The following is a 13,407-nucleotide window of genomic DNA, read 5'->3' as shown; positions in this document are numbered from 1 at the left end:
CGTCCCACCGACTGCACCTTATTCCGGGTGACGCACAGAGATGACGATCATCTGGGCAGCGGCCTCATTGGCCGACGCAAGCGCGTTCATGACTGTGATCCGGCGACGGCGAACACAGCGGTTGTAGGAAGTGGTCATTACATCGTACGAATTGCTAACGGCCGCCGGCTTGGGCGGTGAGGGAATAGGAATGGACACGAGCTTGCGCGCGGCGAGATGAGCAACAGGTACGCTCGTTGGGCATCGACACCGTGTCGACACCTTCCCGAGCGCCTTGAGCGACGGTGCCCATGTCCATGAGAATTCTCGATTGAATTCGTATCCAAACACCATCGGAAGCGGGCAAGAAGTGTTCGGACATCCGCGGTTTAGTGGATAGAACTGACGTTCAGCTGAGCGAGCTGCTGCGTGACGCTAGCGTTATTGCCGATAGCCACACCAATCTGCACGGCTATGTTCTGCTCTATGACGATATTCCCAAAATTGCCGATATTGCCGAAATTTCCGAAGCTGAGCCCATGATGATGATGCCCATGATGCCCGTGACATCCTCCACTCACGGCGTCGAGTTCCGTATCGATCAGCTCGCGCATTCCACTCATGAGTTCCCTCCTCAGGGGTTGCAATGACCAACATGTGGCTCAAACCATACTGAAGGGCGACATTTCTATCTGTGACGGAAATCACGCGTGGCAATGCCAACGCGCTCACGGGCCGCGTGTTCGATGTCATCAACGGAATGCTGCTCCACATGCTCGCGCCCATCGCACGCAACGACCGCCGCTGCCGACAGGCGCAAGGGTAGCCCAAGACCAGGACAGAGGGCCGCCGATGTCGACCGCAACAAGGCTTTTCCGCATGCTGCCGGTCAAGATGTCGTGGAACGCTGTCCAGTCCGCCGCGGCGTGCAGCCGCGCCATCATCGCGAAGATAGCCAGGCAAAGGGCCGCTGCGTGACTCCGGGGAGGCAGAGGAAGCAATTTTCGGGATTGTGAGCGCCGTCACGGACGATTGGGGTTGATCTGCTCATGGTCCAGTTCATGCCTGCATGATGCAGTCCTAGAACCATAAAAGGCGGCGAGGAAGACAGATGAACCTGAACTACATTTTCAGTCCTATCATCTTCGCGATCGGAGCGCTGTGCTTCGTGGCGTTCATAACCAACCTAAGGCCGCCACTGCATCACTCCGAAACGGCCGTCGGTTCTATTTACGGCCGCGGGTAGCGAGTAGAATAGCCGATAAATGTAGAGATGCTCGGACGGACCTCAGCGGGTCAAGGGCGGGGCAATTCAGCCCCGCCACTATAATGAGATAGAGTTCCGAGCCTCTTCCGTCGCGTTTGCAGGCACTGCGAGATGATGCCGCGTTCTGTTGCCGTCTCTGCCAGCAATGCGCCGCTTCAGCAGCAGCGGGCGGGCCGAGCCCGACGGGACGTGGGTACGATACACAGCTGCCGCGGAGGCTTCGGCTACCGACCCGGCAGGCACCGCTGACGCCCGCCATTGGTCTAACGCTGACGTTGGATCATGTCTTGTCCGCCGATGTGTGGTGTGCGTGATTTGAGGCCGGACCGATCACGGCTCGGCGAGGCGGGCAAGCCGCACATGTGCGGATGATCACGGACAATCCCTTGCAGCCTAGTATGACTCCGACATGCAGGGTCGAGCTTGCTCACCGGATGTTGCAAGGAGGCGTACATGGCTCAGGTTCATTTTCATTGCTCGAACGCTAAGGGCGTACTGATGGATCGTCGCGGTACATTCGTATCCGACTTGATCGAGGCGTGTGAAGAGGCCACCCGCAGGGTGCAGTCCCTCATCACCGCCACCAACCTGGAAGATTGGCGTCAGTGGGCCCTGCATGTCAGCGATGAGGCCGGCGACGAGATCTTCGTCCTGCCATTCGCGTTCGTGCTCGGCAGGCCGCACTGAGAGGATGCCGTGCTGTCGGAGCTGCCATCATTCACACTTCTGCGGCAGAGGGTGAATGCGATCGCGACAGCAATCATCCGGCGCGCCTTCGCCGGAGCGATGCTCGCCCGACGGCAGTTCCGTCGCAGCCCGGACACAATCTCAAGAACAGCTTGCGGCTCCAAACTGTACATTTGGGAAAGGCCACGCAAAGCTCTCGCCTCCCAGAGTCGTGCAGCGCCTCTCTGATAGTTTGCGGATTAGGTGGAGCAGCCGAGCCAGTCGCGGCCGCAGGAGCGTGCGTTGGCGCTGCGCCGGCATCACAGCAGTCGCGGACGTCGCGCCGCGAGCAAGCAGCACTTCGGAATCGCGGCGCTGCAAAGTCGCGCGCCATCAGCCGCCTCGGTCTCGACCGCCTTGCCGATCAGGAGATTGATCGGAACGTCTTGTCCGCTGCCGCAGCTCAACAGTCCCGCGCCGATGATCCAGATGCGACGATGCGGCATTGATCCTCGTCCATGATCAACGTGCCTTCCAGCCGCCGGGACGAAACTTTCAGCTGCATGCGCGCCTGCTTCTGCTCTAAGCCATTGACGCTACACGGGCCAACCCGGCGCAGCGTGATCGTCCCTGAATAGTCTGCACCGAGACGAGTAACCGCATTCGCTAGATTACCCGTTATTTCCCAGTCGTGCAGATAGCCGATCTGCCCGCCGGGCGAGTAGGGCTGTGCTCTAGCGCCAGGCTCCGCCGATTGCGCGAGAGTGTCGCTCCGCGATCTCGTCTGCACACTTCACGGTGTGTCCGGGACACTCTCGATTGAAGCTCGACACAACAATAGCCATCCGACCGTGACCGGATCGGAACACTCTCCAGACGCGCTCAAGGAGTGCGCCGAGTGCTCCGCGCGAGCGGTCTCTTCTACGCACCTGCCAGTCAGCTCGAGTATCAGACAACATCCGCTCGAGTGCGTCGCTCTGAGGTCAGCTGCGTTCGAAGACTTTGGCGCCAGGGTAAATCCTCCGGGCGTACGTTACGACCAGCTCCCGGTCCTGAGTCTCAACGAAGGGGGTTCGGAGCTGGCACGATCCGACGACGAGGTGCCACAGGCCATTAAGTCTTTTAATCACGACGTTCATAGTGTGCTTCCTCAAAGAACAGCAAACAACTGATAGGCGCGACAATCTTACAAGTCGTACGCTAGGGCCGTGATCCTAATCACATGTTGCAAGACGCGCGTGCTTGTTGGCTGCCTTGCGGCCCGATAGTTGACCGGCTTCTTGTTGAGAAGCCCGGCGACCGCCGCTCGGCCCCATTGATCACCAGCGGGCGTCCGAATCCGCTAGAACATGGACGCGTCGATTTGTGCAGCATAGACGCGCTGAGAGCGCGGGCCGAGAGCACCGACCCCACCCGCCGCCCCAATCTAGGCAGCCATCAGCCAATTTAATTCTCGAAGTTCCCGTGACGCGCATCACGGTCATTGACCTTGCGATCGGCTATCCCGGGCGTGAGTTGGAAAGCACGCTGCTGAGCCAACCGTCGCTATTCATTGAACCTCGGAGGCTAAATGACTCGGATTAGGATTTCCCATAGCTGGCGGACCATTCGCGGTGCGCATATCCGTATCGTCCACCGGCGTAAGGTCGCGCGTAAGTCGGTTACAAGCACTCTCCGATCTGCATGTCAGGGAGCGGCGACCTTCGGCGACGAAAGGGCCACCACAGGGATGAAGGTATCGCCGGCATCGTGACGCCGTCCTGCTGGGGGGCGACGGCAGTTGGGCCGCCTCGGTAGGGCGGCCTCTTTTGTTTCCATTTGCCGCAGCCGGGGAGTAGCCCGCTAGAAGGAGCCGATCGATCCTCAACTGGACAAAGTCGCGCGATCCGCTCGTCGCTTCATCTGTCAAAGAGGATGGAGGTTGCCTGAGCGTGCCCATCGTCCGAGTGAGTGGATGATGTGGCTCCCAGAGTTTGTGAGGGACGCTCGCCGAACATCATCGAATAATACTGCGAGAAGCGCCCGAGCTCGTAGAAGCCCTGCTGCATCGCGACCGTCGCCACGGTGGTCGAACCCGGCCTGCTCTTGCGCAAGATGGAGTGAATGGCGCACAGCCGCTTGTGGCGCAGGAAGGTGACGGGGCCGAGCCCGAATACCTCTTGAAAGGCACGATGCAGAGTGCGTCGCGACACCATGAACGCGGCGCATATTTCCGAAACATGCACCGGGCGCGTGCCAGCCCGGTCAAGATACTCCTCGACTTTGCGGATGAGCCGCCTTGCAGAACGAAGTCTGCCGCTATCATCGGGCGGCAGCGACGACATCACGTTGGCAGCCATGCATTCGACGATCGATCGTCTCCAGAAATCGGCCGTCGAGGGCGTCAGGCCGTCCTTGTGGGCGCTCAGATGGGACATGATCCGGACCAGGCGACGCGAGGCCACCGCGCCGGTCGCGAGGTCCGCCCGGAAATGACCGCGCTTGCGCCATGTGTCGGGATCGCTCAGACGCCCCTCTCCGCCGAACAGCGCCGCCACTTCATCGAGATCGAACCGCATGGCCGCATAAGCGGATGCGCCGTGGAAGACGCCGTCATGCTCGAGCAGCGGCGGGATCACGAGCACGTCGTTGAGCTGCATGTCGAAGGACCAATGGGCAACGCGCCGCTCGGCCGCCAGCAGCATCCCGATGATCAGCTTGTCGTCGCTCGAGGTGCGCTGCGTGCGCATTCCGATGTTGAAGGCGCCGATGCTGAGCGAGAAATCGCCGATGCCGACATGGGACAGCGTCCCGCGTAGCCGCCCGCGTCCGAGCTGCATGACGTCGACGTGAGAGCCGTGCACGGCCTGGTGCAGGCCCTCGAAATCGTCGAGCTTCCGTGAATCAACCAGAAGAGACTGCGACATGGTCGTACACTTGTCTTGAAGCGCGACATTTGTGCGGCAGGGACAAATGAAATACCACCATAACGCGAAGAGGTGCTGTGAATTGAGTTCGCGTTTTGATCCTACTGATCGAATGCGACGCGAGACAAATCCGGCGTTAGGAGGGGTGAATTGAGCGGATATGAGGCGTTGCATCGCCCGATCTCGGCTATTGCCGCGGCGTGCTGGCACAATCTGCACATCACAGCCGCCGCAACTCCGGATACCCTTTGCAACCTAAGCGATATGAGTCGAAACGCGCTGCGGATCGCGGCGGGAAGGGGTGGTGTGCTGCATGCTGCGGGCCGATCTGGATCACTGCGAGTGGTTGCCGGACGACATGAAGACCGGCGAGATGGTCTTCATTCCCGGCGGCACCTTCCGGATGGGATCCGATCACCACTATCCCGAGGAAGCGCCGAGCCATCGTGTCTGCGTCGACGGTTTCTGGATCGACCGCACGCCGGTGACCAACCGGCAGTTCAAGAAGTTCGTCAACGCCACCGGCCAGGCGCAGGTGTCGCTGATCTCGAGGACTATCCCGGTGCGCTCAGGGAGATGCTCTACGCCGGCTCGCTGGTATTCTCGGCGCTGCCGCGCATCACGGATCTTGCCGACTGGAGCCAGTGGTGGTCCTTCATGCGCGGTGCCAATTGGCGCCATCCTTACAGCCCGGCCGCGATATCAAGGGACTCGACGACCACCCGGTCGTGCACGTCTCCTTCTATGGGCGCCGGCGGGCAAGGACCTGCCCACCGAAGCGGAGTGGGAGTTCGCTGCGCGCGGCGGGCTCGACGGCGAGGAGTTTGCCTGGGGTGATGCGCCGATGCCGGGCGGCAGGCACATGGCCAACGTCTGGCAGGGAAACTTCCCTGTCCAGAACGTCGGCGAGGATGGGTTCGAGCGTACCTCGCCGGTCATGGCCTTTCCGCCGAACGGCTACGGCCTCCACGACATGATCGGGAACGTCTGGGAGTGGACCTCGGACTGGTGGTCGTCGCGGCATCCGGCCGAAGCGGCGAAGCCCTGCTGCATTCCGAGAAATCCGCGTGGCGGCGACGAGGAGGCAAGCCACGACCCGAGCCTGCCGGACATCAGGATTCGGCGAAAGGTGCTGAAGGGCGGCTCGCACCTCTGCGCGCCGAATTGCTGCCGCCGGTATCGCCCGGCGGCGCGGCATGCCGAGGCGATCGATACTTCGACCAGCCATGTCGGCTTCCGCTGCGTGGTGCGGTCGCCGCTCGGCATTCGGGAGGCGGCGCCAGGCCGGCATCCGAGACGATAGCGCACTGGGCGAGGCTTTCATCGCAGGCGCTGGGGAGCGTATGCGAGGGGGCCACGACAGACCGCCCGGAGCGGCGGCGGGCGCCCTGTGGATAACTCGTGCCATGGCCCTGACGCGGGGCAGGGGGCGCATGTCGCGGCCCAGCCTGCTATATATCCGCCCGAATCGCGCCCCAGCGGGGGAGAATTGGCCAGGTTTTTGGGGAATTGCCCGAGGCCCAGCCGGAAGTCTTTGAAAGTAAAAGGCCATATGGGCAAACGAATAGTTCCGCCGGAAGAGCCGGCCGAAATCCATGAGGTGCCGCTGCGGGAAGCGCTGGAAGAGCGCTATCTCGCCTATGCGCTGTCCACCATCATGCACCGTGCGCTGCCGGACGCGCGCGACGGCCTGAAGCCGGTGCACCGGCGCATCCTCTACGGCATGCGCCTCCTCAGGCTCGACCCCGGCACGGCGTTCAAGAAGTCCGCCAAGATCGTCGGCGACGTGATGGGCTCGTTCCATCCGCACGGCGACCAGGCGATCTACGACGCCATGGTCCGCCTCGCACAGGATTTCTCCTCGCGCTATCCGCTGGTCGACGGCCAGGGCAATTTCGGCAATATCGACGGCGATAACCCCGCCGCCTACCGCTACACCGAAGCGCGCATGACCGACGTCGCGCGGCTTCTCCTCGAAGGCATCGACGAGGACGGCGTCGAATTCCGCGCCAATTACGACGGCCAATCGAAGGAGCCGGTGGTTCTGCCCGGCGGCTTCCCGAACCTGCTCGCCAACGGCGCGCAAGGCATCGCGGTGGGCATGGCGACCTCGATCCCGCCGCACAACGCCGCCGAGCTCTGCGACGCCGCGCTGCATCTGATCGAGAAGCCCGACGCGAAGTCCAAGGCGCTCTTGAGGTGGGTCAAGGGCCCGGATTTCCCGACCGGCGGCATCATCGTCGATTCCAAGCAGGCGATCGCTGAAGCCTACACCACAGGCCGCGGTTCGTTCCGCGTCCGCGCCCGCTGGGAGCAGGAAGAGGGCGCGCGCGGCACCTGGGTCGTCGTCGTCACCGAGATTCCCTTCCTGGTGCAGAAGTCGCGCCTGATCGAGAAGATCGCCGAGCTGCAGGATCAGAAGAAGCTGCCGCTGGTCGGCGACGTCAGGGACGAGTCGGCCGAAGACGTCCGCATCGTTATCGAGCCGAAGTCGAAGAACGTCGATCCCGCCCTGATGATGGAATCGCTGTTTCGGCTGACCGAGCTGGAAAGCAAGATTCCTCTGAACCTCAACGTGCTGATCAAGGGCCGCATCCCCAAGGTGGTGGGGCTCGCGGAGTGCTTGCGCGAATGGCTCGACCATCTGCGCGACGTGCTGATCCGCCGCAGCAACTACCGCAAGACGCAGATCGAGCACCGGCTGGAGGTCCTCGGCGGCTTGCTGATCGCCTATCTGAACATCGACAAGGTGATCAAGATCATCCGCACCGAGGATGAGCCGAAGCCCGAGCTGATGAAGACGTTCAAGCTCACCGAGGTGCAGGCGGAAGCCATCCTCAACATGCGCCTGCGCTCCTTGCGCAAGCTCGAGGAGATGGAGATCCGCACCGAGGACAAGAACCTCCGTGCCGAGCTCAAGGGCATCAACGCACTGCTCGCCTCCGAAGCCGAGCAGTGGAAGAAGGTGGGCGAGCAGATCGGCAAGGTCCGCGACATGTTCGGACCGAAGACGCCGCTCGGCAAGCGCCGCACCACCTTCGCCGACGCACCCGAGCACGATCTCGCCGCGATCGAGGAAGCCTTCGTCGAGCGCGAGCCGGTGACGGTCGTCGTCTCCGACAAGGGCTGGATCCGCACCATGAAGGGGCATGTCGAGGATCTCTCGGGCCTTGCCTTCAAGCAGGACGACAAGCTCGGCTTCGCCTTCTTCGCCGAGACGACCTCGAAGCTGCTGCTGTTCGCCACCAACGGCAAGTTCTACTCGCTCGACGTTGCAAAGCTTCCGGGCGGCCGCGGCCACGGCGAGCCGATCCGCCTCTTCATCGACCTCGAGCAGGAGGCCGCGCCCGTCGCGCTGTTCGTCAACAAGGGCGGACGCAAGTTCCTGATCGCGAGTCACGAGGGCCAGGGCTTCGTCGTCAACGAGGACGATTGCGTCGGCACCACCAAGAAGGGCAAGCAGGTCCTCAACGTCGACATGCCGAACGAGGCGCGCGCGATCACCGAGGTCACAGGCGACACCGTCGCGGTCATCGGCGAGAACCGGAAGATGCTGGTGTTCCCGCTCGACCAGGTGCCGGAGATGGCACGCGGCCGCGGCGTGCGCCTGCAGAAGTACAAGGATGGCGGCCTCTCCGACGTCGCCGTGTTCGAAGCCAAGGCCGGCCTGACCTGGAAGGACTCCGCTGGCCGCGAGTTCAGTGCGACCATGAAGGAGCTCGCGGAGTGGCAGGGCACCCGCGCCGACGCGGGCCGGCTGGCCCCGAAGGGTTTCCCGAAGTCGAACAAGTTCGGCCGCGTGATCGGGTAGGGCGCGGGCCGCCCCTGCCGCCACAATCCCGGTGTCATGCCCCGCGAAGGCACGGCATCCAGTACGCCGCGGCTTCTCCGCATGCGTCGCTGTCTCTGGAATCTTGGGTCGTGCGGTCAATCTGGGCGACGACGGCGAGAGTGTAGCGCGGACCTGTCTCCTCCATCGTCAATCGTCGGCTCCGGTCCGTTCGTCTACAGCAAGGCCGATCATCCAGGCGCATCACCCCTCTGATGGAAGCGTTTGCCAAGGCCCCCGCCGAGGAGGACCGCAAGAAGATCGCGGGCGAGATTCAAGCCGTGATGTACGATCAGGCGCCCGCAATTCCGTGGAGTCAGTTCGCCCCACCCGTCGCCTATCGCGCGACTTTGCGCGGTCTGATACCGTCCGCCATCCCGGTGTTCTGGAACGTTGAGAAGTAACGCGATGTACGATGTCATTGTTGTCGGCGGCGGGTCCGCTGGTGCCGCGGTGGCCGCACGGCTCTCCGAAGATTGCGCACGCCGCGTCCTGCTGTTGGAGGCCGGTCTCGACTGGCGCGCGGATGAAGCGCCTTGGGAGGTGAGGACGCCCAACCCGATTCCGATCATCCACAAGCGCGAGTACCAGGAGAAATGGCAGTGGCCTGATCTCCTGACGCGCCGCGTGGCAGGGCAGGAGCCGCGCTTCTACTGGCGCGGGAGGGGGCTTGGTGGCTCATCGATGATGAACGGCCAGATTGCTATCCGCGGCGTTGCCGAGGCCTTCGACGAATGGGCTGCCAATGGCTGCACCGGCTGGTCGGCGAAGGAAGTGATGCCGCTATTCTCGGTGATCGAGGACGATCTGGAGTTCGGCGACGCCGCAGGCCACGGTCGCGGCGGGCCGCTGCCGGTCTATCGTGCGCCGCCCGAGACATGGGGCCCGATCGATCGCGGCCTGCGCGATGCGGCGCTGGCGAGCGGCTATCCCTGGTGCGCCGACGTCAATGGCCCCGACGGCGAGGGCGTCGCGTGCTATCCCATCAACAGCCGCAACTTGCGCCGCATCACCACCAACGAGGGCTATCTCGAACCCGCGCGCAGCCGCGCCAATCTGGAGATCCGCGGGCACGCGCTGGTCGATCGCGTGCTGATCAGCGACGGACGGGCGACCGGCGTCCGCGTGCACATCGAGGGGCAGGGCACCCACGAGATCGGCGCGCGTCAGATCGTGCTGTGTGCCGGTGCGATCCACAGTCCGGCGATCCTGCTGCGCTCGGGCATTGGACCTGCAGAGGAGCTGAAGGCAATGGGCATCGCGGTCGAGCGCGATCTGCCGGTCGGCCGCCACTTCTTCGACCACCCGCTGTTTCGCGCCACCATCCAGCTTCATGAAAATCTGCGGCCGACCGATCCGGATACCCGCCACACCAATTGCTGCGTGACCTATTCCTCGGGCCTCGCCAACGGCGGCAAGCGCGACATGATCCTGATTGCCTTCAACCATCGCGGCATCGGCATGCCGGGTGCGATCGGCGCCGGGCTGTTCAACGCCTACTCGCGCGGCACCCTCAAGCTTGCCTCGACCGATCCGTCGATCGATCCGGTGATCGAGGAGAACATGCTGGCCGATCCCCGCGACATGCTGCGGATGATGGATGCGGTGAAACGCCTCGCCGTGATCACCTCGCAGCCGGCGCTGTCAGGCATCGCCGACTGGATCAGGCTGGCCGATACCGACCTGACGCTGCCCCAGGCAGCTAGCCTGCCCGATCACGAGCTCGATGGGCTGCTTCGGAGAGAGACCGGCGACATCCAGCATGCCGCCGGCGGCTGTCGCATGAGCGGCGCTGGCGAGCCCGATGGCGTGGTCAATCCCGACGGCACCGTGAAGGGGATCAGCGGCCTGCGCGTCGCCGACGCCTCGATCATGCCGTCCGACTGCCGCGCCAACACGCACTTCACGACGGTGGTGATCGGCGAGGCGATCGCACGGATGATGATGCGGTAGTCCTGCCGCGGCGAACTCGCTGATCTCGTCATCCGGAGTGAGGGTGATGGTGCTCGCGGCGACCTCCGTCATTGCGAGCGAAGCGAAGCAATCCAGAAATGCATCCCCGGAGACCGTCTGGATTGCTTCGCTGCGCTCGCAATGACGGAGCAAGTGGGGAGGCCCTCGCTCCCCAATTCACACTTCAAACAGCAATCCTTCCGCAGAGACAGTCTGGATTGCTTCCGCCCTACAAGGCTTGCGGCTTCTGCAAATTCGCGGCGCGCCATGGCGACAAGGACATTCTGCCGAACATTTGCGGGCTTGATTTCGACGCCTATGCGACGAGGGGCATCAATCTGGAGAGGACACAAACGCTCGCCGGCGGCGCGAGACACTGCAATTTCCGGTTCTCGCGGCTGCTCCCGGACTAGATCACCCCCGCCAGCCTTAGCACCACGCCCGCCGCGCAGCTCCCCGCCAGCACCGTGAGCATCCCCAGCTTGAACCGGAAGATCGCGGTCGCGGCCGCGATCGCCAGCAGCAGCGCCGGGATGTCGACGCTGGTCAGCACCGGTCTGTCGAACGCGAACGGGAAGGTGTGCACCGGCACGGTCTCGCGGAACAGCGTGTGCAGCGCGAACCAGATCGAGAGGTTGAGGATCACGCCGACGACCGCGGCGGTGATCGCGCTGAGCGCGCCGGCAAGGCCGGTGTTGCCGCGCAGGCGTTCGATGTAGGGGGCCCCGACGAAGATCCAGAGGAAGCAGGGCGTGAAGGTGACCCAGGTTGCGAGCAGGCCGCCGAGCGTGGCCGCGACCATCGGCGACAGACCGCTCGGATCGCGATAGGCCGCCATGAAGCCCACGAACTGCAGCACCATGATCAGCGGGCCCGGCGTGGTCTCGGCCATGCCCAAGCCGTCGAGCATCTCGTGCGGCTTCAGCCAGTGATAATGCTCGACCGCCTGCTGGGCGACATAGGCCAGCACCGCATAGGCGCCGCCGAAGGTGACGAGCGCCATCTTCGAGAAGAACAGCGCGATCTGGCTGAACACGTTGGCCTGTCCGAGCGCGGCGAGCAGCGCGATCACCGGCACCAGCCAGAGCGCCAGCCACAACGCGCCCACGCGGATCGCGCGGCCGGTGTCGGGTTTGACGTGATCGGGCACGGCGTCCCCGAGCATGCTGTCGATCAGGGCGCTGCTGCCGCCATGACCGTGACCGGCCGGGGCAAATTCCGGACGGCCTTGCCGCGCGCCGATATATCCGATCACGCCGGCGGCGATGATGATGATCGGGAAGGGGACGGCGAAGAAGAAGATTGCGACGAAGGCGATTGCCGCGAGCGCGATCATGATGTGGTTCTTCAGCGCGCGCTTGCCGACGCGCACCACGGCCTCGACCACGATGGCGAGCACGGCGGCCTTGAGGCCGAAGAACAGCGCCTCGATGAAGCTGACATTGCCGAAAGCCGCGTAGATGTAGCTCAAGGCCATGATGGCGATGATGCCGGGCAGGATGAACAACCCGCCCGCCATCAGCCCGCCGGCGGTGCGATGCATCAGCCAGCCGACATAGGTCGCCAGTTGCTGCGCCTCAGGCCCCGGCAGCAGCATGCAATAGTTCAGCGCATGCAGGAAACGGCCCTCGGAGATCCACTTCTTCTCCTCGACCAAAATACGGTGCATTACCGCGATCTGGCCCGCTGGGCCGCCAAAGCTCAGGCAGGCGACGCGCAGCCAGACACGGAAGGCCTCGTTGAAGCTGATGCCGTGACCGGCATCAGCTTCCGTTTGATCGGCGCGAATATCCATTACGCCTTCACCTTGTTGGTCGGCCAGTTGTGGGTCTCGGCCGTCGCATCGCGACACCAGCGGTAGAACGCGTCGTAGAGCGTCATGCCGGCCTCGAGCTGCTCGAGATCGTCATCGTACATCCGCGACAGCCCGAGCGAGGCCGCGAGCAGGCCGGGTGCCTCCGGCGCCAGATCGGGCCGCGCGGTGTCGGCGCCGCGCACCAATGTCGCGAGGTGGAGCAGGGCCGGCGTCGCAATGCCGAACTCCTCGATCATGACATCGAAGGTGCAGAGCTCGCCGCGGTGGCTCCAGAACACGTTCTCGACGTCGAAGGGGGCTGCGCCAAAGCGCTCGCCGACGGCGACCACCTCGGACGGCGCCACATACAGGAACACCGCGTTGGGATCGACGAAGCGGCGGATCAGCCAGGGACAGGCGATGCGATCGACCTTCGGCCGCGCCCGCGTGACCCAGACCGTGCGTCCCCTGGCATCGCGCGGCGGCAGCTTGCGCGTGTCGAGCAGCGGCAGCTTGGCCTCCTTCCAACCCTCGAAGCCGCCATCGAGCGTCTCGGCCTCAATGCCGAGCTGCCTCAGCCAGGCGGCCGTGCCCTGCGCGAGCTTGGCGCCGCGCAGGCAGGAAACGATGGCCGAGCGGCCGGCAAATTCGCCGCCCCATTCCGCAACGGTCTCGTGGCTGCGTCTGATGGAGCCGGGAATCAGCCGCCGGTCGGCGGCAAAATCCTCCTCCGTGCGGACGTCGATCAGGACAGGAGCATTGGCCGTGCCGATCAGGCGCGCCAATTTGTCGGATGATATGGTCGTGAAAGTAGACATGTTGATGCGTCCTCGTAGGAACTGAACGGGACGCGATACTTGGGCATGTCGCCTCGTGGGGAGATCGCTCAAATCCCCATGGGCTGATTACAGCGAAACTAGGCAGAACTGTCAATCGCCGGTTTCACCGGCATTTACGTTAGAAAGATATGCTTCCGGGGCCTATATTGGCCCTCGGATTCCGTTTTCCGGAG

Annotated in this window: 10 protein-coding genes and 1 pseudogene; 7 read left to right on the top strand and 4 right to left on the bottom strand. The window is 63.6% G+C overall.

The genetic code is table 11. From position 1 onward, the window contains the following. Positions 1-371 precede the first annotated feature (371 nt). Together ACNJYB_RS22615 and ACNJYB_RS22610 are read left to right on the top strand one after the other, a co-directional pair. Positions 372-629 carry a hypothetical protein gene (locus tag ACNJYB_RS22615; RefSeq protein ID WP_439368567.1) on the top strand — a complete coding sequence of 86 codons (258 nt, stop codon included), beginning with the start codon at positions 372-374 and terminating at the stop codon, positions 627-629. A gap of 1,070 nt (positions 630-1,699) precedes the next feature. Then, positions 1,700-1,933 (top strand): DUF6894 family protein, encoded by a 234-nt coding sequence (locus ACNJYB_RS22610; RefSeq protein ID WP_439368566.1) that lies wholly within the window; start codon positions 1,700-1,702, stop codon positions 1,931-1,933. A gap of 299 nt (positions 1,934-2,232) precedes the next feature. Here the strand turns inward: ACNJYB_RS22610 and ACNJYB_RS22605 are convergent, their stop codons facing one another. After that, on the bottom strand, positions 2,233-2,418 hold the full coding sequence (locus tag ACNJYB_RS22605) for a hypothetical protein (protein WP_439368565.1): 186 nt from the start codon (positions 2,416-2,418) through the stop codon (positions 2,233-2,235). 1,392 nt (positions 2,419-3,810) lie between these two features. After that, the gene (locus tag ACNJYB_RS22600) at positions 3,811-4,818 is read right to left on the bottom strand and encodes a helix-turn-helix domain-containing protein (protein WP_439375619.1); all 1,008 of its coding nucleotides are present in this window, start codon (positions 4,816-4,818) and stop codon (positions 3,811-3,813) included. Between the two features lie 313 nt (positions 4,819-5,131). On the opposite strand from ACNJYB_RS22600, the gene ACNJYB_RS22595 reads away from it, so the two are divergent. The 5 genes and pseudogenes from ACNJYB_RS22595 to ACNJYB_RS22575 form a co-directional block, all read left to right on the top strand. Further along, the gene (locus ACNJYB_RS22595; protein ID WP_439368564.1) at positions 5,132-6,121 is read left to right on the top strand and encodes a formylglycine-generating enzyme family protein; all 990 of its coding nucleotides are present in this window, start codon (positions 5,132-5,134) and stop codon (positions 6,119-6,121) included. A gap of 249 nt (positions 6,122-6,370) precedes the next feature. Next, a complete protein-coding gene (gene parC, locus ACNJYB_RS22590) occupies positions 6,371-8,629 on the top strand; it encodes a DNA topoisomerase IV subunit A (RefSeq protein ID WP_439368563.1) in 2,259 nt (752 codons plus the stop codon). A 233-nt stretch (positions 8,630-8,862) separates the two neighbouring features. Further along, a complete protein-coding gene (locus ACNJYB_RS22585; protein ID WP_439368562.1) occupies positions 8,863-9,051 on the top strand; it encodes a hypothetical protein in 189 nt (62 codons plus the stop codon). A gap of 4 nt (positions 9,052-9,055) precedes the next feature. Continuing rightward, positions 9,056-10,600 carry a GMC family oxidoreductase gene (locus ACNJYB_RS22580; RefSeq protein ID WP_439368560.1) on the top strand — a complete coding sequence of 515 codons (1,545 nt, stop codon included), beginning with the start codon at positions 9,056-9,058 and terminating at the stop codon, positions 10,598-10,600. 230 nt (positions 10,601-10,830) lie between these two features. Beyond that, positions 10,831-11,013: pseudogene (locus ACNJYB_RS22575) on the top strand (L-2-amino-thiazoline-4-carboxylic acid hydrolase); the annotation flags it as partial. Here ACNJYB_RS22575 and chrA read toward each other — a convergent pair. Both chrA and ACNJYB_RS22565 read right to left on the bottom strand, forming a co-directional pair. Further along, positions 11,010-12,395 carry a chromate efflux transporter gene (gene chrA / locus ACNJYB_RS22570; protein ID WP_439368559.1) on the bottom strand — a complete coding sequence of 462 codons (1,386 nt, stop codon included), beginning with the start codon at positions 12,393-12,395 and terminating at the stop codon, positions 11,010-11,012. The pseudogene ACNJYB_RS22575 and the gene chrA sit on opposite strands and share 4 nt — an antisense overlap. Then, positions 12,395-13,213: a chromate resistance protein ChrB domain-containing protein gene (locus ACNJYB_RS22565; protein WP_439368557.1), complete on the bottom strand. Its 819-nt coding sequence runs from the start codon at positions 13,211-13,213 to the stop codon at positions 12,395-12,397. Before ACNJYB_RS22565 ends, chrA begins: the two co-directional genes overlap by 1 nt. Between the last annotated feature and the right edge of the window lie 194 nt (positions 13,214-13,407).

This window comes from Bradyrhizobium sp. SMVTL-02 (assembly GCF_051853005.1).
GTDB lineage: Bacteria > Pseudomonadota > Alphaproteobacteria > Rhizobiales > Xanthobacteraceae > Bradyrhizobium.
This window is presented reverse-complemented; position numbering and strand designations above follow the sequence as displayed.

Excerpts from the sequence above, each read along its gene's own strand:
- ACNJYB_RS22610 (WP_439368566.1), top strand. The coding sequence starts at position 1,700 with ATGGCTCAGGTTCATTTTCATTGCTCGAACGCTAAGGGCGTACTGATG.
- ACNJYB_RS22605 (WP_439368565.1), bottom strand. The coding sequence starts at position 2,418 with ATGCCGCATCGTCGCATCTGGATCATCGGCGCGGGACTGTTGAGCTGC.
- ACNJYB_RS22600 (WP_439375619.1), bottom strand. The coding sequence starts at position 4,818 with ATGTCGCAGTCTCTTCTGGTTGATTCACGGAAGCTCGACGATTTCGAG.
- ACNJYB_RS22595 (WP_439368564.1), top strand. The coding sequence starts at position 5,132 with ATGCTGCGGGCCGATCTGGATCACTGCGAGTGGTTGCCGGACGACATG.
- parC (WP_439368563.1), top strand. The coding sequence starts at position 6,371 with ATGGGCAAACGAATAGTTCCGCCGGAAGAGCCGGCCGAAATCCATGAG.
- ACNJYB_RS22585 (WP_439368562.1), top strand. The coding sequence starts at position 8,863 with ATGGAAGCGTTTGCCAAGGCCCCCGCCGAGGAGGACCGCAAGAAGATC.
- ACNJYB_RS22580 (WP_439368560.1), top strand. The coding sequence starts at position 9,056 with ATGTACGATGTCATTGTTGTCGGCGGCGGGTCCGCTGGTGCCGCGGTG.
- chrA (WP_439368559.1), bottom strand. The coding sequence starts at position 12,395 with ATGGATATTCGCGCCGATCAAACGGAAGCTGATGCCGGTCACGGCATC.
- ACNJYB_RS22565 (WP_439368557.1), bottom strand. The coding sequence starts at position 13,213 with ATGTCTACTTTCACGACCATATCATCCGACAAATTGGCGCGCCTGATC.